This is a genomic window from Agrobacterium sp. 10MFCol1.1 (assembly GCF_000381165.1).
Lineage (GTDB): Bacteria > Pseudomonadota > Alphaproteobacteria > Rhizobiales > Rhizobiaceae > Agrobacterium > Agrobacterium tumefaciens.
Map to the genome: position 1 here is coordinate 537,591 of NZ_KB906072.1, position 17,064 is coordinate 554,654.

Consider the following 17,064-nt stretch of genomic DNA (forward strand, 5'->3'; position numbering starts at 1 on the left):
CCCGCGACTCTTGCCACGGAGTCGGGCTGGCACTAGGTTAATCGCTAATTACTAGACTGCATTGCGGCGGAACTAGTCACCGAAAATCAGGCAGAAACCACGCTTGCGGCATGCGCGCGAGACGGAGAGGGATTCTGCCGAAAATACACGCGACAAGCGGAGAAGCGGCATGAACTGGACAGACGAACGAGTCGAAAAGCTCAAGAAATTGTGGTCCGAGGGCCTTAGCGCCAGCCAGATTGCAGCGCAGCTGGGCGGCGTCAGCCGTAATGCCGTGATCGGCAAGGTCCATCGTCTCAATCTGCCGGGACGCGTCAAGGCTGGCGGTCCAGTGACTTCGGCACGCTCCGCGCCGAAGCGCACCGCTGCCCCTGCACCGCGTGCGACGACTTTCGCAGGTCGCGTCAACGCGGCTCCGGCGCGCATCCTCACCCGTTCGAACGCGGCAACGGCGCTGCACGAGGAGATCGATATCGAGACCGCGCAGGTGCTCGATTACGTTCCCTCCAAGAACGTTGTCACGCCGATTTCCCGTCGCCTGACGCTGACGGAACTGACCGAGCGCACCTGCAAATGGCCGGTTGGCGATCCGCTGAAGGACGACTTCCATTTTTGCGGTTGTGAAGCGCTGGAATCTTCGCCCTATTGCAAGTTCCATGCGAAACTCGCCTACCAGCCGGTGAGCGAGCGCCGCAAGGCTTGAGTGTTGCGGCACGCATTCAGCACTCAAAAATTACGGGCCTTCGGGCCCGTTTTTTTATGACAAAAATAAAGCCGCTTTCTGGGCGGCTTGATGGCAGGCCTCACCCTTTCCCCTTACTATCGGGCGTGACCCTTCAATCCGGATTTCAACGCGCCGCCGATCTCCTCCGGTCAAAACGGACAATGGCATCGAGTTTGGCGGATATTCATATTGAAAAAGCCCGAAATCGTTTCAGATTTCGGGCTTCCTGATTTTTTGGTGCACTACTTCGCCAGCGAAACTATCTGGTTCCGCATCGCTCAGGCTTCCATCGAATATCCCGCACCACGCACCGTGCGGATGACATCCTGCATGTGCGAGAAATTCAGGGCCTTGCGCAGACGTCCGACATGCACATCGACAGTACGCTCGTCGACATAGATATCATGACCCCAGACGCCATCCAGCAATTGCGAGCGGGAAAACACCCGACCCGGCGACGTCATCAGGAATTCCAGCAAGCGGAATTCCGTCGGGCCGAGGCGCACTTCGCGGCTTTTGCGGTGAACGCGATGGGTCTCGCGATCCAGTTCGATATCGCCGCATTTGAGCACCGACGACAGAACCTCCGGACGGGCCCGGCGCAACATGGCCTTGACCCGGGCCATGAGTTCCGGCGTCGAGAACGGCTTGACGACATAATCGTCAGCGCCCGTAGCGAGACCGCGAACCCGTTCGCTCTCTTCGCCACGCGCCGTCAGCATGATGATGGGCAGGCGTTCTGTTTCCGGCCGCATTCTCAAGCGCCGGCACAGTTCGATACCGGAGACACCGGGCAACATCCAGTCCAGGATGAGAAGATCCGGAATGCGCTCCTGCAGCCTGATTTCCGCCTCATCGCCACGGGGTATCGTGTCGACGTCGTATCCCTCAGCCTCGAGATTGTAACGAAGCAGGACGCTCAGCGCTTCCTCGTCTTCCACAACTGCAATCTTGGGCACCATATGCTGAACTCCGCAAGCTTCTGCTTGTCTGTTACTCGGTCACCGAACCAAGCGTGTTGGAACTGTCGTCCTTCGGACGCTCGCCCTCCGGCTGGCTGCCGGTGGTCATGTAATAGATCGTCTCTGCGATATTGGTCGCATGATCGCCGATACGCTCGATGTTCTTGGCGCAGAACAGAAGATGCGTGCAGGTGGTGATGTTGCGCGGGTCTTCCATCATGTAGGTCAGAAGCTCCCGGAAGAGCGACGTGTACATGGCATCGATTTCCTCGTCGCGTTCACGGATCGCATTGGCCTTTTCGGCGGAACGCGTGGAATAGACGTCGAGGACTTCCTTGAGCTGCACCAGCGCCAGGTCGGACAGATGCTCGATGCCGCGGGCGAGCTTGCGCGGAACGCCGGTGCCGGCGACAGCGATAACGCGCTTGGCCGTGTTCTTGCCAAGATCGCCGACGCGTTCGAGATCGGCGGCGATACGCAGGGTGCCGATGATCTCGCGAAGGTCTGCCGCCATCGGCTGACGCTTGGCGATGGTTACAATCGCCTTGTCGCCAATTTCGCGCTCAGCATGGTCGAGAATGGTATCGTCCGAAATGACTTTCTGCGCGAGCGCAGCATCAGAATTGACGAGTGCGCGCACGGCGTCACCGCACATCTGCTCGGCAAGACCGCCCATTTCGGCGATGCGGCGCGTCAGAAACTTCAGTTCGTCGTCATAGGCAGACAGGATATGCGAATGGGTCGTTGTCTGTGTCATGGTCTATTCCTCCGGCTTGGCCTGCATGCGCGTGCCCAACAGCGGGGCACGGCAGAGGCACCAGTCTTGTACGGTTACGATAAAGCACCGGCCGGGGATCAGCCGAAGCGGCCCATGATGTAGTCCTGCGTGCGCTGGTCGTCCGGATTGGTGAACATCTTGTCGGTTTCGTTTTCTTCGACAAGATGACCAAGATGGAACATGGCCGTACGCTGGGAAACGCGCGCCGCCTGCTGCATGGAGTGCGTGACGATGACGATGGTGTAGTTGGTGCGCAGTTCGTGGATCAGTTCCTCGACCTTCGCAGTCGCGATCGGATCCAGCGCCGAGCACGGCTCGTCCATCAGGATCACTTCCGGGCTGACGGCAACCGCGCGTGCGATGCACAGACGCTGCTGCTGACCACCGGAGAGACCCGTGCCGGATTCCAGCAAACGATCCTTCACCTCGTTCCAGAGACCCGCTTTCTGCAGGCTATGCTCGACGATCTGGTCCATATCCGCCTTGTTGCGGGCGAGACCGTGGATACGTGGGCCGTAGGCGATGTTCTCATAAATCGTCTTCGGAAACGGGTTCGGCTTCTGGAACACCATGCCGACGCGGGCACGCAGTTCCACGACGTCGATCTGCTGATCGTAGATATCGTCGGTATCGAGCGTGATCTTGCCGGTGACCCGGCAACCGTCGATCGTGTCGTTCATGCGGTTCAAGGTGCGCAGGAAAGTGGATTTACCGCAACCGGACGGGCCGATAAGTGCAGTCACCGTGTTTTCGCGGACATTGAGGTTCACGTCGTAAAGCGCGCGCTTTTCGCCGTAATAAACCGAAACATCCTTGCCGATCATCTTGTATGAGACTTCATTCATTTTCTTGTCCAGCGCCTTTTCAACTGCTGCTTCCGACAACATGTTCATTGCTCTAGCTCCCTCTACCAGCGCCGCTCAAAGCGGCGACGCAACAGGATTGCGCCAACATTCATGAGAATGAGGAACAGAAGCAGGATGATGATAGCGCCAGATGTCCGTTCGACAAAGGCACGCTCAGCTTCGTTCGCCCACATGTAAATCTGCACCGGCAGGGCCGTGGACGGATCCATAGGCGTTGTCGGATAGTTCGCGACGAATGCCACCATGCCGATCAGAAGCAGCGGCGCCGTTTCGCCCAGTGCGTGGGCGAGACCGATGATGGTGCCGGTCAGAATGCCAGGCATTGCCAGCGGCAGGACGTGATGGAAAATCGTCTGCATCTTGGAAGCGCCAAGACCAAGTGCGGCGGCGCGGATCGACGGCGGCACGGCCTTCAATGCAGCGCGGGTGGCGATGATGATCGTCGGCAGGGTCATCAGCGTCAGGACGAGGCCGCCGACCAGCGAGGCCGAGCGTGGAAAGCCCATGAAGTTGATGAAGACGGAGAGACCGAGCAGACCGTAAACAATGGAGGGAACAGCCGCCAGATTGTTGATGTTGACCTCGATAAGGTCCGTCAACCGGTTCTTGGGGGCAAATTCCTCCAGATAGATGGAGGCCGCAACACCGATCGGCAGCGACAGCACCAGCACGATCAGCATCATGTAGAACGAGCCGATCAGCGCAACGCCAACACCCGCGGCTTCCGGACGGCTCGAAGCGCCGTTGACGAAGATGCCGGTATTGAAATGCTTGCCAAGCTGTCCGCTTTCCACGAGCTGGTTCATCCAGCCGAGCTGCTGGTTCGAGATACGGCGGTTTGCTTCATCCCCCGACATGTCGACCTGGCCCTTGAAGGCGCTGTCGACATCACCCGACGCCAGAAGCGTGACGCTGCGCGTGGTGCCGATGACGGACGGATCGGCGACGACGATATCACGCAGCTGGGTGCGTACGCTGTCGGAGATCATGACGTTGACGGCGCGAAGACCGGCCTTATCCGTCGGCGCGACGCCGAGAACCTTTGCCACCGCATCACGGGCGAGGACGGGGTAGTTGGCCGTCATCAGCTTTGCCGGATTGGTTGCGCGCTCGTTCTTTGGATCGATGATCAGTTCGGAAAACTCGACCGGAACGGTGATCATCGTCTGCTGGAAGGCGGTGTGACCCTTGGATACGACCGACCAGAGCAGCAGAAAGAGGAAGATGAGGCCGAACGAGATTGCTGCCAATCCATAGGCGCGGAAGCGGCGTTCAGCTGCATAGCGACGCTTGATGCCGATATCACGGCGCGTGGCCTTGTTCACGGCGGCAGCACCGGCCGCCGGGGAAACGATGTCGGTCATTCATATTGCTCCCGGTATTTGCGCACGATGTAAAGCGCGTAGATATTCAGGCAAAGCGTGATTGCAAAAAGAGTTATGCCCAGCGCGAAGGCCACCAGTGTTTGCGGCGAGGTAAACTCAAGGTCACCCGTCAGCTGGCTGACAATCTTGACCGTCACTGTTGTCATGGGTTCGAAGGGGTTGAGCTGCAGGCGGGCAGCGACGCCAGCCGCAAGAACTACGATCATGGTCTCGCCGATCGCACGCGACGCCGTCATCAGCACGGCGCCGACGATGCCGGGAAGAGCGGCGGGAAGGATGACCTTCTTGATGGTTTCAGAGCGCGTGGCGCCGAGACCGAGAGAGCCATCGCGCAGCGAACGCGGCACGGCGGTGATGATGTCGTCAGACAGCGACGAAACATAAGGGATCAGCATGATGCCCATGACGAAGCCGGCGGTGATGACGCTCTGCGCCTGGATGAAGTTGGCGTAGTTGCCTGTCGCAAGACCGCTGATCTGCGTAGAAATGTCTCGCAGGAAAGGACCAACGGTCGTCAGCGCGAAGAAGCCGTAGACGATTGTCGGGATGCCCGCGAGCACCTCGAGCAGCGGCTTTACAATCGAGCGAAGGCGCGGCGTCGCATATTCCGACATATAGATCGCAGAAAACAGCCCGACCGGAACGGCGACCAGCATGGCGACGAAACCAATATAGAGCGTGCCGGCGAGCAGCGGGATCAGGCCGAACTGGCCGGAAGAGTCGGTCGCACCGGCAGCGGCAAAACGCGGATCCCATACCGTTCCGAAGAAGAACTGGTGCGCCGGAACCATGGTGAAGAACTGGATTGCTTCTGAAAGCATCGAAAGGACGATGCCGATGGTCGTCAGGATGGCGATGGACGACGCTACGACCAGAGCCGCGAGAATGACCCGCTCCACCCTGTTGCGCGCCCGAAAACGCGGCGCGATTGAACGCAGTGCATAAGCGGCACCGGCGAATGCGGCCAGCAGCACGGTGGCGATCATGCCCAGGCGGCTGGTGGAGGTCATCGCATTCAGCGTCTGGGCGGCATCGACCATGAAACGCTGGGGTTCGCCGGCAATTGCCACGCCCTTCGATGCCAGAAGCGATCTTACCGCAGCCGTATCCGCATCAACCTTTGCGGTTTCTTCCGGCGTCAGACGCTGGAGACCGCGGGCGATGGACGTTACCATGCCATAGGTCAGGCTCTGCTGCGCTTCGGATTGGGAGCGCACATCTTCGGGAAATTCGCCACGCACCGCAGAGGTAACGATCAGCGGGCTGATAACAAGCCAGATACAGAGAATGAGCGCTGCGGGCAGCACCGCCCAGACGACAGCGTAGGAACCGTGATAACCGGCACGGGAATGCATGCTGGAGGGACGCCCACCAGACAAAGCAACGGCGCGGCGGCTGCCGAGCAGATAACTGCCGATGCCGATCAACACCAGTATCAGCAAAAGGATCGATGTGTTCATTAGAGTTCCCTCGTCGTGCCTCAAGAGCACGGTGCGATATCGGGCAAATCAAAAAGTCATCAAAACGAGACCGCTGGACCATCCAGAGATGCTTGCCGCCTGACTGTAACAAAGTCTGGCAAGCGTCAAGGTTGATACATCCTATGCATCTGTAATCCATCAACAATTATGTGGACGGCGATGGATGGGAACTGTCAACCGGAGACAGCCGCCTTAAGCACAACGGTACCGGAGCGAAGAGAGGGGTGCGGCAGGCCGCACCCCTCCTTGTTTATTACATCGAAGCGCCGGCAGCGAACTTGGAGCGAATTTCTTCGCGTTCTTTTTCCGGAGCGGCAACGAGGCCGTAGTTTGCGAGCGGGGAGTCGGGGCCGATCATTTCGTCAGAAACGAAGAACTCGACATATTCCTTGAGGCCCGGGATAACGCCCAGGTGAGCCTTCTTCACGTAGAAGAACAGCGGGCGCGAAACCGGGTACTTGCCGCTGGCAACGGTTTCCGTGGACGGAACAACGCCGCTGACGGTCGCAACCTTCAGGCGGTCAGCGTTGTTCTCATAAAATGCCAGGCCGAAAACGCCGAGGCCGGTCTTGTTGGCGTCGATGCGGGCAAGCGTCTCGGTGTAGTCGCCGTCGATGTCGACTGCAGCGCCGTCCTTGCGAACTGCAACGCACTTGGCAGCAGCCTGCTTGGCGTCGGTGATCAGCGCCTTGATGGCGTCGGTCGCCTTGGCTTCCTTGCAGCCGTCAGCCATGATCTTCTCTTCGAAGACTTCGCGCGTGCCGTGCTTGGAACCCGGAATGTAAGCGGCGATCGCTACATCAGGCAGTTCCTTGTTGATTTCCGACCACTTCTTGTAAGGGTTGGCAACGAGCTTGCCATCCTTGACGATTTCAGCGGCGAGCGCGAGGTACAGATCCTTCGGCTCGAGCTTGATGTCCTTGTTGGAAGAGTCCATTGCGAAGACGATGCCATCGTAGCCGATCTTCACTTCCTGAACGTCGGCAACGCCAGCGGCCTTACAAGCGGCAAGTTCGTCGCTCTTGATCGGGCGCGAAGCGTTTGCAATGTCGATGGTGCCTTCGCCGACGCCGGAGCAGAACGCCTTCAGACCGCCGCCCGTGCCGCCAGACTCAACAACCGGAGCCTTGAAGTTCGGGAAAGTCTCAGCAAAAGTTTCGGCAACGATCTTGGCATAGGGCAGAACCGTGGAGGAACCAGCAACCTGGATCTGGTCGCGAGCAGCGGCGGCGCCAGCGAAGGCGACAGAAGCCACCAGAGCTGCTGCGGAAAATTTAACGAAGTTCATTTGTCTCTCCCGTCGTGGGCTTGTTTGTGGACGCAGCCGATAGCGGCAGACGCTCTTAGCATGCGCTCGGCGGTCTCTTCTTAACCACCGTAACCACTTCCTTTTATGTCACTTCGGTGAAAGATTTGTGACAGCCTAAATTATTGATTTTATTTATAAAATTTTTCGAAGCTGAAGACTGTAACGTACTCTATGTCAGAATCTGACGGTAAAGTCCGTGCCATTGCCCAGTTCCGATTTAATGATGAGGCGGGCGCGGTGGCGGGTGAGGATGTGCTTGACGATGGCAAGCCCGAGGCCGGTCCCTTTTTTGGAGCGACTGTCAGCGACACTGACGCGGTAAAACCGTTCCGTCAGACGCGGCACATGTTCAGCAGGAATGCCCGGCCCCTTGTCAATGACGCTCACCTCCACCGGCTTACCGGGTTCGGCACGCAGCCAGACATCCACGACCTTGCCTTCCTGGCCATATTTACAAGCATTTTCAACGAGGTTCTGAAACACTTGCACCAGCTCGTCGCGGTCGCCCTGCACTTCTGCCGGCCGGTCGGGCAGATGCAGCGTAATAACCACATCCAGCTCGTTGGCGAGCGGCAGCAACGCATCCCGGACATGGCCGATGACTGGGACGAGATCGACCTTCTGGTCCGGCGCAATATTCGCCCGCAATTCCAGCCTTGAGAGTGACATGAGGTCATCCACCAGCCTGCTCATGCGTGTGGCCTGATCCAGCATGATGGCGAGGAAACGTTCCTGCGCTTTGGGGTCGTTGCGGGCCGGCCCCTGCATGGTTTCGATGAAACCGCGCAGCGAGGCGAGCGGGGTGCGCAATTCATGGCTTGCATTGGCGACGAAGTCGCTGCGCATGCGGTCGATGCGGCGAAGCTCCGAAACATCGCGGAACGACAGGATGTAGAACGGTGGACCCGCCGCCTCTCCCGCATCCGCCCGGGCAATGCGGACGATGAAGACCCGCTCTGAGGGAAAACGCTCGGAATGCTCGACCTGGTTGGGCTGTCCGGTGGTGATGGTCTCGCGAATGACATCCAGCAAGCCCGGCGAACGCAGCCGGGCGGAAATATGCGCGCCGGCCGGAAGCTGGCCAAAGGCGCGTTCCGCCGCGCCGTTCTGATAAAGAACGCCTGCGTTTTTATCGAGGATGAAGACCGGCGTATCCAGAACGGCCAGACCCGCCCTCACCCCGGAAATGACGTTTTCGCCGGGCACATCAGGCTCTTCCGCCTCAGCAGCTGCGGTTTCATCCTTAGCCGGCTCCTCCGGCTTTTGCCAAGCGGTCAAAATAGCGATGACGGCGCAGAGCCACAGGACGGCGGGCATGTAGGGCGTTTGCAACTCAGAAACGGCAGCAACGGCAAGCATGCTGACGACGAGAACAGGCAACCAGTTTCGGCCAAGCTTTTTCGCAAAAAGCTTCAATCCACTCTCGCCTTTCATGACTGCCATTTCAGCACACTTTCCACTTTCACCTGACAGCGCATCGGAGTCTCATAGGCCAGCTTCATGACAGAGATTCATCATCGCGTATTTTCCACAGCGTATATGCGCAAAATCTGCGCCGCAATCGTCACTGCGGTAGCACTCCGGCTAACCAATCCTCTTTCACTTGAATTATGCGGGTGGATATGAACTCATTGGCAGCGAGTTGCCTTTACACAACAACATCAGGAGGAAAGCATGGGCGAAGAAACGAAGAAGCGATCGGTGGAGATCACCATTGGCGGCAAGCTGCGCAGCTTCGACATCGACGATCCGGTTCTTCCCGACTGGGTGGAGGAGAAAAAGCTTTCCGCCGGAGATTTTCCTTACGACAAAAAGATGAAGCGGGAGGAGTACGACGCCACCCTCGAGGCGCTGCAGGTGGAGCTGGTCAAGGTGCAGTTCTGGCTGCAGGCCACCGGCAAACGGGTGATGGCAGTCTTCGAAGGACGCGATGCTGCCGGAAAGGGCGGCGCGATCTTTGCGGCCCACGCTTACCTCAACCCCCGCTATGCCCGTGTCGTGGCGCTGACCAAACCAACCGAGACCGAGCGTGGCCAATGGTATTTCCAGCGCTATATCTCGCATTTCCCGACGGCTGGAGAATTCGTCCTCTTCGACCGTTCCTGGTATAACCGCGCCGGGGTGGAGCCTGTAATGGGCTTCTGCACCCCGGAAGAGCACAAGCGCTTTCTCAAGGAAACACCACGCCTCGAAAAGATGCTGGTCCACGAGGGTGTTCATCTGTTCAAGTTCTGGCTTGATATCGGCCGCGAAACGCAGATCGAGCGCTTCCATGACCGTCGCCACAGCCCGCTGAAATGCTGGAAGCTTTCCGACATGGATATCGCCGCGCTGACGAAGTGGGACGACTACACACAAAAGCGCGACGAGATGCTGGAAAAGACCCACACCGATGTCGCCCCGTGGACGGTGGTGCGCGCCAACGACAAACGCCGTGCGAGGGTGAACCTCATTCGCCACATCCTCAATACGCTTGACTACGACGGCAAGGACAAAAAGGCGATTGGCGAAATCGACGACAAGATCCTTGGATCAGGACCGGGTTTTCTGAAATAAGACCGGGAGACGTCAACAAGCGCCCCGGCTGCGGCGCTTGTTCCCTCTTCTTGCTGGATTCTTACTGACCCGGCAAAATGCGCACGGAGTACAGGTTCACCGGGCGGGCATTGCCATCGATATCGCTGTTGATGAAGATCTTGCCGGGCGCATTCGGGGCAAGCGAACGCTCGAACGTCGTGTTCAGCAGCATATCCGCACGCTCGGCCGTTGCCGTGAAACGGTGACGGGAGCAATCGCCCAACGTGGCGAAATCGCATGCTACGGAAACCTGCGTTTGCCGATCGCTGGAGGATTGCAGCGTGATCGAGATGGTCGAGGATTTACCCGCCATGTCGCGCATCACTTCCACCGGAACCTCGACGCTGATTGCGCCGTCCTGAGAGACGCTTCTCGACGTCACCCGTATCGCCTTGCCGGCGGGTGTGGCGATGTTCTCGACACTGGCGCGGGAGCCTGCCGAAACTCCGGAACTGCCGCGCTCCGCATTAAATACTTCCACCCAGTCGTCAGAAAAACCGCGGCCGGCGGAAAGGCTCGGCGCGGGCTCAGTACCGTTGAAGTCCTCCGCCTGGACTTGTGCCGGCGGATTAGGCACGCTGGTATCGCGCTGCTCCGGCGTGAGCAGCAGGCCGGAGGAATAGACCCACCAGGCGCCGAAACCGACAAAGGCCAGAAGCGATACGAGCATGAAAAGCCGGGCGAAAAGTCCGCGACGCTTGCGGCGGCCAACGGCACCTTCCGGACGAAACGCGAGCGAGGCGTCACCTGCGCTGGAGCCTCTCCTTGGCGGTTTTCCATTACGACGTCCAGCACTCAGCGGCTCCGGAGAGGCAGCGACGCCAGGCCGCACGTCGCGCGTTTCGCCACGCAATTCCGGCTCGACTGCCATATCGCCGTGATGCTGCGATTGTGAGACGGGATCGACCGAGGGGCCGTCATGCGCCGCACTTTCCGGCACAGGCGGCCGCAACTGCTGCTCCACCCTGTCCAGAAGACGATTCCGCTCTTCATTCTCTATAACATGGATAAGGCTTTCGAGCCGCTGGCGCTGCTGGCCCACAATCTGCGGGTCGTCTATGCCCTGCTTGCGCAGGCCCGCTTCCAGTGCCTGACGGGACGATTGGTAAATTCGTGCACGAACTTCGGCGTTCGATCTGTCCGATTTTTCCAGAGCATTTCTGATTGCCGTTTCCAGTCCGCTCACGACCGATCCTTATTCTACTGCTCTTCGCAAAAAATATGTGGCAGTGCGCCATTGGTTTACGATTCGGTAACGGCTATGCCGCGCCTCCGCAAGCATCGTTTGCGATAAAGACCGGATTGCCTTGGGGAAAATCGATCCATTGTGGCGCTGTGAGCGCAGGTCTGCCGGGCCAGTACGACGCTGTTTTCGCTTTCAATCCGCTGCCGAACACGATATTGACTTACGTGCGCGTAAACGTAATCCGTGGGAGGAGACATGCTGCCGTCCGTGCTGAAAGACAATCTGCGTCTTCCGGTCATAGCGTCACCGCTATTCATTATTTCGCATCCGCAATTGACGCTGGCGCAATGCAAGGCGGGTGTCATCGGCGCTTTCCCGGCGCTGAATGCGCGGCCCGAAAGCCAGCTGGACGAATGGCTGGCAATGATCACCGAGGATCTGGCCGCCCACAACAAGGCTAACCCCGAGCGCCCGGCTGCTCCTTTCGCCGTCAACCAGATCGTACATATGTCCAACCGGCGGCTGGAACACGATCTCGGCCTTTGCGTCAAATACAAGGTGCCGGTGGTGATTTCCTCGCTTGGTGCAGTACCGGAAGTCAATGCGGCCGTGCATTCCTATGGCGGTATCGTGCTGCATGATGTCATCAACGATCGCCACGCCCGTTCCGCCATCCGCAAGGGCGCGGACGGGCTGATTGCAGTGGCAACGGGTGCCGGCGGACATGCGGGCACGCTTTCGCCCTTCGCCCTGGTTCAGGAAATCCGCGAATGGTTCGATGGTCCCCTGCTGCTGGCTGGCGCCATCGCCGATGGCGGTTCCATCCTTGCGGCGCAGGCCATGGGCGCGGATATGGCATATATAGGCTCCCCCTTCATCGCGACGCAGGAAGCCCGGGCCTCCGACGCTTACAAGCAGGCGATCGTGGAGGCACAGGCCAAGGACATCGTTTATTCGAACTATTTCACGGGCATACACGGCAACTACCTGAAAAGCTCGATCGTCGCCTCAGGCATGGACCCCGACAACTTGCCGGAAGCGGACCCTTCCAAGATGGACTTCGAAACCGCCACCGGCGGCGCAAAGGCCTGGAAGGATATCTGGGGCGCCGGACAAGGCATCGGCGCGGTCAAGGTGGTGGAGCCGGTGGCTGACCTAGTCGATCGGCTGGTACGCGAGTATGAGGCAGCCAGACAGCGCATCTGCGCGAGAGGCTGAGGCCACCTATAAACAACGGGCAGGCAAAGCTTTTTTTCGGATTTTTCGAAACCCGCGCATTCAAGGCTTGAAATCCGTCAGCATTGCCTGTATCAGCCCGCCATGAAGCTGATCCGTAACAAACGGGTCACAATCGGGCCGCTTTAGCTCAGTTGGTAGAGCACGTCATTCGTAATGACGGGGTCACGTGTTCGAGTCACGTAAGCGGCACCATTTTTCCGGAAAAAGTGAAGACATTTCAAAGCAATAGATGCGTTGCCGTGTTTTCCATCCACCTTTCTGCCCACCTTTCAAGCGTCGGTATGACGTTGTCTCTCCACATCCGTTCTGGCAACTTTCGCTCATTTAAACATGGGGGGAATCGGTAATATGGTTTCAGCGACATCGCTGCTCGGGGCTGCCGGCGAACATTTTGTTATGTGCCAACTGCTGCGTCACGGTCTGATAGCGGCGCTAGCTCCAGCTGGAGTGCCGAATGCCGATATCGTAGTCACGGATGATATTGGCGACAGGCTTTGTGCCATTCAGGTAAAGACGCGGACTGACAAAGGCGCGGACGGCGGCTGGCATATGGGCCGCAAACACGAGAGTATATTCTCCGACCGGCTCTTCTACGTTTTCCTTGATTTCGGTGTTGATCTAACGACGCAGCCGAAGTCCTTTATCATTCCAAGCCTGATAGTGGCCGAAGTCATAAAGACCTCCCATCAGGTGTGGCTTTCCGAACCCGGCAAAAGGGGGCAGTCGAGGAAGGATACTGACTTTCGCCGGATGCTTCCTGACTATGACCGCATGGGTATCATGTTCGGATTTGGCGCGGGCTGGATGGATCAGTACCGCGAGAACTGGGCCAGCCTTCGGATCGAGTCTAATAAATGACGGAAGCTGCTCACCGATTTTGATAAGCAGGTAGCACGCGCGTAATGCGCAGAAAATCCGACGTTCCCCTTGATGTCCATATTTGTCCATCCGTTTGGACCCTTGCAAACCTTAGCCAACGCCAAGAATGTTTCGTCAACCCTTTTTGGCGGACACTGCGCCCTCACAACGCGGGGGCGGTTCATGAGGGGGTTTGTGATTGCGGCGATGTTTTTGCTTGCAGCCGGAGCGGCAGCGGCAACAAACACACCGTGCAGCGGAAAGAAGGGCGGCATAGAGCGATGCCAAGACGACACTTTCATTTGCTTGGACGGGTCGGTTAGCGCCAGCAAGAAGTCATGCAGCGCAACGATGGGCAGTTTTGGTTTGCTGGGATCGGGAGCGGTTGATATGGCGCCGACCACCTCAAAGGATTGCCATGCCTTGGCGGGTCTTACTGCACCGGCACGCGCGGAGGACGGTACTGCCTGAAGGAGGATGGCGGAAAAAGTTACCTTAGGAAGTGACCTCGCCAAGCGACGGTTGGCGGATGAATATGATGCCGCCCAAGAGCGCGGCGAGGTGAAATCGATCGGTGCAGCACGAAGCTTCCACTCTCTTGCTGCTGAGCTGTCGTCGCAACAATTCGGTTGCGACAGTAATCAAATTCTAAGAACTTTTTACCAAAAATCACTCGAACTAAACAGCAGGATTCCGAAGCCCTAATGAAATTCGATCGTGAACTACTGGAAACAGGAATAGCTTCGGCATTTGAGAGATATTCAAAAAATCCTTGGATAAAAATCGGGAGCACAGTTGCAGCTCTCAGCGCGGCGTTCATTGCTGGCGTTCTTTACAGAATAGGGCCAGATCTACTTCCTCTTGTTGATCGAGGGGAACTGATAGGATCAATTGCTATTTCGACGGCTACGGCCGTGGTGATATTTAAGCTTGTGTCCGCACTAATTTCTTCATTGTATTCGTCAGATGGCGGCATTAATAGACTAAGGCGTAGAGGTTATGATTTCTTTGCGCTTCTAATGGATATGAGCACAAAGCAACAGATAGCATGCTTTGCCGCGACACTAATCCTGTCTATTTTCTTTCTGTTTCGTGCCTTAGTTTATGGGGAAATTCTTTCCCTGTTTGCGGCTGCTATAGTTGTATTCTTATCAGTGGCATACACTCAGGCTCGTCAGCATCATTGGCACAAGATGCTTAGCTCACTCGCATTACTCTGCCTTGTGGTCGCCTTTCTTTCGGGTAGCCTGTGGGTAGAAAGCAATAGGTACCTTAGCCCTGTATCAATAAAAATCGGCGATCAAGTGGAGACAAAGGCCCATCTCGTGCTGCGCGGTCAAAGTGGGCTGTTTCTGTTTATCAGAGACGAGAAATCAGTGACATTCGTACCGTGGGACGAAGTTAAGCTAATTAAGAGCAACGAAACCCCCTTACGCATTTTGGCGTCGCCGATTTAGGTCGTGAACCCATAAACGGGCGGCGAGGCGATTAAGGGCGGTCAGCCTTTAAATACCAAATTAACACATGCGGTCGCGGGCGTTGCCACCCGCGTCACGAGCACCTCCATTCCACGAAGAACACACATGTTCATCACGAGAGCATTCATGCTCGTCGCCGCTCTCCTCCAGTTCTTCCGGTTCCCGCTCGTCCTCGTCTTCCCGGTCCTCGTCGTTGGGGTCGGTGCCAGCAAGATAGGGCTCTAGGTTCTCGTCGCCGTCGAGAAGATCGAGGAGCGCGATAAGTTCCTCAATCCGCGCTTCCAGTTCAGCGCGGCGCATATTCAGTTCAGTCAGGGCTCTCGTCATGGCTGACTCCCATTAATGCGAATGATGATGGCGGCCAATCGCGCCTGCGCTGCTTCAGTGTCCTGCAACAGGGAGAGCTCTTCCTCGACAAATGTCGATGCAGGCGTCTCGCGGCTTGGCTTGTAGAGACCAATCACGGCGCCGACGAGCTTGCTTTCCAAATAGTCACGGTCGAACGGTCCTTCAGCCCATCCACCGCACCATTGAGGCGTCAAGCCTTTACGGGTCGCTTCATTTGAGGCAGCAAGCCATTCTTCGAACTCGGCGGGTGTGGTGGTCCGCATAGAGCCGACATGCCAGCGCGGCTCCTGTGCATCCCTCTGCCACGGTATGGCGCTGTGGCGGGCCTGACAGACATTGCGCCGTCCGCCAATCCATTCAATCACGTAGATATCGCCTACGCGCGGCGTGCGGTCTTCGGTATCGACCACCACCACCTCCCCGGGCTCGATAAAGGGGAGGCTGTGTCGGTCAGTGACTTCGAAGGCGATGCAGTGCGGCGGCAAGGTCCGGTAGACGTTCAGCGTGTTGTGCTGCAGGGGGCGGTTGATGAGAGCGCTCATACAGACACCCTCCCGCCCATATCGATTACTTGCTGGATGAAGCGGGCCATCTCGGCAACAATGCCTTCGCTTCGAGTGAAGCCGTCCATATAGCCGATCGCCTTGATGGCCTCTGCTTTGATAAGCAATCCTTCTGGACCGAATGCGGGTATCTTTGAGACATCACTGCATGCGGCAAAGAACTCTTCCTTTGCATCCTCGATACGGCGTTTTGCAGCATCGACGCCGGCGGCTTTACGCAGCCGGGCGGTTTCCTTCTCATAGGCGCGAGCAAGTTCAACGCGCTGGCTGTATTTCCGAATATTGCGGTCGATTACTTCCTGAGAGTGCGCAAGAGCTTCGGGCGTCCGGCCCCTTGGCTTACGCTGCTGAAAATCTTCCAGCCAGCTTTGGGCCTCCGTCGTAGTGATGATTGAAAAGCAGTCGTACCGGTCAATCTTTCGGAACTGTGGTGAAAGACGCGTGGTGAGGGTTGCGCAATCGCGAAGGATGAAATTGCCGACAATGTCCGTTTCGCCTACTGCGTGCCCCATATGGCGGTCGGCACCAGCAGGGCCAAGCAATTCCTCGGGAGCGAGCGGCCACAGGTGCCGCCACTCGTCAGCGATCCACTCCAACGCGTCCTTTGCTTCACGCAATTCGGCTTTAGCATCCTGCAGGCGAGCATATGCCACCAACAGATCGGGGTTTTCAGCGATGGGCGCAGGCGCGGCGGCCTCGCCCTGAATTGCTGTTACAGCAACGCAGGCGCCAGCAGCGACCGGCAGAGAGGCGACGGCAGCGCCGCCGAGAAAGGTGCGACGGGTCGTCTTCATGCCTTTGCCCTCAGATCGAACACGCCGACCTTGGTCAGCATGACTGTGTGACCGGCCGAGACGGAAGGAAGAACCACCGCTTGAAAGGCACCGTTCTGATACCGGCTCAAGGCGTCGGAAAGCTCCCACGACAGGCGCTCGACATGATCAACAGGCAATTCGTCGCGAGTCTCCCTCATAGGAAATGAAGCAAACCCATTGAAGGAGGCTGGAATCGGCGGCATTACGTGAGCCGACCACTTCGCGTTGTCGCAGTCAGCGAGGGTTTCCGAAAGTTCCTTCATCAAACGACGCGCCTTGACCCACGGATGTTCCTCGGTACCGGGAATGGTCAGGTTCGTGTAAATGCCATGCTTGTTGGCGCTGACGGACTCAATCATCAGATCGGGGTTATCGCGGATGATTTTCACTGCAGCTTCAAGAAGCGCGTCAAGCTGCTTTTTCGGGGATCTCATTTCGATGGCCATAGCTTCGCCAGCGGCCGGAATCGTGTTCGGCATGATGGTGTCTCCTGAT

The 17,064-nt window shown here is 57.8% G+C and carries 18 protein-coding genes and 1 tRNA gene; 7 read left to right on the plus strand and 12 right to left on the minus strand.

The genetic code is table 11. The features are described 5' to 3' along the window. Window positions 1–169 precede the first annotated feature (169 nt). Window positions 170–703: a GcrA family cell cycle regulator gene (locus tag F617_RS0102760; RefSeq protein WP_003514924.1), complete on the plus strand. Its 534-nt coding sequence runs from the start codon at window positions 170–172 to the stop codon at window positions 701–703. 299 nt (window positions 704–1,002) lie between these two features. On the opposite strand, the gene phoB is transcribed toward F617_RS0102760, so the two are convergent. The 7 genes from phoB to phoR all read right to left on the minus strand — a co-directional run bounded on the left by phoB (window position 1,003) and on the right by phoR (window position 8,948). Next, window positions 1,003–1,686 (minus strand): phosphate regulon transcriptional regulator PhoB, encoded by a 684-nt coding sequence (gene phoB, locus F617_RS0102765; protein WP_003493692.1) that lies wholly within the window; start codon window positions 1,684–1,686, stop codon window positions 1,003–1,005. Window positions 1,687–1,717: 31 nt separating this feature from the next. Beyond that, window positions 1,718–2,443 carry a phosphate signaling complex protein PhoU gene (gene phoU, locus F617_RS0102770; RefSeq protein ID WP_003514921.1) on the minus strand — a complete coding sequence of 242 codons (726 nt, stop codon included), beginning with the start codon at window positions 2,441–2,443 and terminating at the stop codon, window positions 1,718–1,720. Between the two features lie 98 nt (window positions 2,444–2,541). Next, window positions 2,542–3,357, minus strand: coding sequence for a phosphate ABC transporter ATP-binding protein PstB (gene pstB / locus F617_RS0102775; protein ID WP_003514913.1), 816 nt, complete (start codon window positions 3,355–3,357; stop codon window positions 2,542–2,544). A 14-nt stretch (window positions 3,358–3,371) separates the two neighbouring features. Then, on the minus strand, window positions 3,372–4,694 hold the full coding sequence (pstA, locus tag F617_RS0102780) for a phosphate ABC transporter permease PstA (protein ID WP_003514911.1): 1,323 nt from the start codon (window positions 4,692–4,694) through the stop codon (window positions 3,372–3,374). Further along, a complete protein-coding gene (pstC, locus tag F617_RS0102785) occupies window positions 4,691–6,175 on the minus strand; it encodes a phosphate ABC transporter permease subunit PstC (protein ID WP_003514909.1) in 1,485 nt (494 codons plus the stop codon). The genes pstA and pstC overlap by 4 nt, the downstream gene beginning before the upstream one ends. Window positions 6,176–6,449: 274 nt before the next feature. Further along, window positions 6,450–7,484 (minus strand): substrate-binding domain-containing protein, encoded by a 1,035-nt coding sequence (locus F617_RS0102790; protein WP_003514907.1) that lies wholly within the window; start codon window positions 7,482–7,484, stop codon window positions 6,450–6,452. A gap of 195 nt (window positions 7,485–7,679) precedes the next feature. Then, window positions 7,680–8,948: a phosphate regulon sensor histidine kinase PhoR gene (gene phoR / locus F617_RS0102795; protein WP_019564344.1), complete on the minus strand. Its 1,269-nt coding sequence runs from the start codon at window positions 8,946–8,948 to the stop codon at window positions 7,680–7,682. A 231-nt stretch (window positions 8,949–9,179) separates the two neighbouring features. Between phoR and ppk2 the strand changes: the two genes are divergently transcribed. Then, window positions 9,180–10,061 carry a polyphosphate kinase 2 gene (gene ppk2 / locus F617_RS0102800; protein ID WP_003514903.1) on the plus strand — a complete coding sequence of 294 codons (882 nt, stop codon included), beginning with the start codon at window positions 9,180–9,182 and terminating at the stop codon, window positions 10,059–10,061. Window positions 10,062–10,122: 61 nt separating this feature from the next. On the opposite strand, the gene F617_RS0102805 is transcribed toward ppk2, so the two are convergent. Beyond that, complete coding sequence (locus F617_RS0102805; RefSeq protein WP_019564345.1) at window positions 10,123–11,268, minus strand: hypothetical protein; 1,146 nt, start codon at window positions 11,266–11,268, stop codon at window positions 10,123–10,125. A gap of 255 nt (window positions 11,269–11,523) precedes the next feature. On the opposite strand from F617_RS0102805, the gene F617_RS0102810 reads away from it, so the two are divergent. From F617_RS0102810 to F617_RS0102830, 5 genes are all read left to right on the plus strand, one after another. Further along, window positions 11,524–12,486 carry a nitronate monooxygenase family protein gene (locus tag F617_RS0102810; RefSeq protein WP_019564346.1) on the plus strand — a complete coding sequence of 321 codons (963 nt, stop codon included), beginning with the start codon at window positions 11,524–11,526 and terminating at the stop codon, window positions 12,484–12,486. Between the two features lie 137 nt (window positions 12,487–12,623). Beyond that, window positions 12,624–12,699, plus strand: a tRNA-Thr gene (locus F617_RS0102815). A gap of 156 nt (window positions 12,700–12,855) precedes the next feature. Beyond that, on the plus strand, window positions 12,856–13,365 hold the full coding sequence (locus F617_RS0102820) for a hypothetical protein (protein WP_026330641.1): 510 nt from the start codon (window positions 12,856–12,858) through the stop codon (window positions 13,363–13,365). 477 nt (window positions 13,366–13,842) lie between these two features. Then, window positions 13,843–14,070: a hypothetical protein gene (locus tag F617_RS28255; RefSeq protein ID WP_019564348.1), complete on the plus strand. Its 228-nt coding sequence runs from the start codon at window positions 13,843–13,845 to the stop codon at window positions 14,068–14,070. Further along, complete coding sequence (locus tag F617_RS0102830) at window positions 14,070–14,822, plus strand: hypothetical protein (protein ID WP_019564349.1); 753 nt, start codon at window positions 14,070–14,072, stop codon at window positions 14,820–14,822. Before F617_RS28255 ends, F617_RS0102830 begins: the two co-directional genes overlap by 1 nt. 60 nt (window positions 14,823–14,882) lie before the next feature. On the opposite strand, the gene F617_RS0102835 is transcribed toward F617_RS0102830, so the two are convergent. Genes F617_RS0102835 through F617_RS0102850 form a run of 4 tightly spaced genes read right to left on the minus strand, consistent with a single transcriptional unit; the run spans window position 14,883 to window position 17,048 of the window. Then, window positions 14,883–15,170 (minus strand): hypothetical protein, encoded by a 288-nt coding sequence (locus F617_RS0102835; protein ID WP_019564350.1) that lies wholly within the window; start codon window positions 15,168–15,170, stop codon window positions 14,883–14,885. Beyond that, the gene (locus F617_RS0102840; protein ID WP_019564351.1) at window positions 15,167–15,733 is read right to left on the minus strand and encodes a S24/S26 family peptidase; all 567 of its coding nucleotides are present in this window, start codon (window positions 15,731–15,733) and stop codon (window positions 15,167–15,169) included. The genes F617_RS0102835 and F617_RS0102840 overlap by 4 nt, the downstream gene beginning before the upstream one ends. Beyond that, complete coding sequence (locus F617_RS26830; RefSeq protein WP_019564352.1) at window positions 15,730–16,548, minus strand: hypothetical protein; 819 nt, start codon at window positions 16,546–16,548, stop codon at window positions 15,730–15,732. Before F617_RS26830 ends, F617_RS0102840 begins: the two co-directional genes overlap by 4 nt. Continuing rightward, complete coding sequence (locus F617_RS0102850) at window positions 16,545–17,048, minus strand: hypothetical protein (protein WP_019564353.1); 504 nt, start codon at window positions 17,046–17,048, stop codon at window positions 16,545–16,547. The genes F617_RS26830 and F617_RS0102850 overlap by 4 nt, the downstream gene beginning before the upstream one ends. Window positions 17,049–17,064: the final 16 nt, after the last annotated feature.

Coding starts and splice junctions, on each gene's coding strand:
- F617_RS0102760 (WP_003514924.1), top strand. CDS start 170: ATGAACTGGACAGACGAACGAGTCGAAAAGCTCAAGAAATTGTGGTCC.
- phoB (WP_003493692.1), bottom strand. CDS start 1,686: ATGGTGCCCAAGATTGCAGTTGTGGAAGACGAGGAAGCGCTGAGCGTC.
- phoU (WP_003514921.1), bottom strand. CDS start 2,443: ATGACACAGACAACGACCCATTCGCATATCCTGTCTGCCTATGACGAC.
- pstB (WP_003514913.1), bottom strand. CDS start 3,357: ATGAACATGTTGTCGGAAGCAGCAGTTGAAAAGGCGCTGGACAAGAAA.
- pstA (WP_003514911.1), bottom strand. CDS start 4,694: ATGACCGACATCGTTTCCCCGGCGGCCGGTGCTGCCGCCGTGAACAAG.
- pstC (WP_003514909.1), bottom strand. CDS start 6,175: ATGAACACATCGATCCTTTTGCTGATACTGGTGTTGATCGGCATCGGC.
- F617_RS0102790 (WP_003514907.1), bottom strand. CDS start 7,484: ATGAACTTCGTTAAATTTTCCGCAGCAGCTCTGGTGGCTTCTGTCGCC.
- phoR (WP_019564344.1), bottom strand. CDS start 8,948: ATGGCAGTCATGAAAGGCGAGAGTGGATTGAAGCTTTTTGCGAAAAAG.
- ppk2 (WP_003514903.1), top strand. CDS start 9,180: ATGGGCGAAGAAACGAAGAAGCGATCGGTGGAGATCACCATTGGCGGC.
- F617_RS0102810 (WP_019564346.1), top strand. CDS start 11,524: ATGCTGCCGTCCGTGCTGAAAGACAATCTGCGTCTTCCGGTCATAGCG.
- F617_RS0102820 (WP_026330641.1), top strand. CDS start 12,856: ATGGTTTCAGCGACATCGCTGCTCGGGGCTGCCGGCGAACATTTTGTT.
- F617_RS28255 (WP_019564348.1), top strand. CDS start 13,843: ATGGCGGAAAAAGTTACCTTAGGAAGTGACCTCGCCAAGCGACGGTTG.
- F617_RS0102830 (WP_019564349.1), top strand. CDS start 14,070: ATGAAATTCGATCGTGAACTACTGGAAACAGGAATAGCTTCGGCATTT.
- F617_RS0102835 (WP_019564350.1), bottom strand. CDS start 15,170: ATGACGAGAGCCCTGACTGAACTGAATATGCGCCGCGCTGAACTGGAA.
- F617_RS0102840 (WP_019564351.1), bottom strand. CDS start 15,733: ATGAGCGCTCTCATCAACCGCCCCCTGCAGCACAACACGCTGAACGTC.
- F617_RS26830 (WP_019564352.1), bottom strand. CDS start 16,548: ATGAAGACGACCCGTCGCACCTTTCTCGGCGGCGCTGCCGTCGCCTCT.
- F617_RS0102850 (WP_019564353.1), bottom strand. CDS start 17,048: ATGCCGAACACGATTCCGGCCGCTGGCGAAGCTATGGCCATCGAAATG.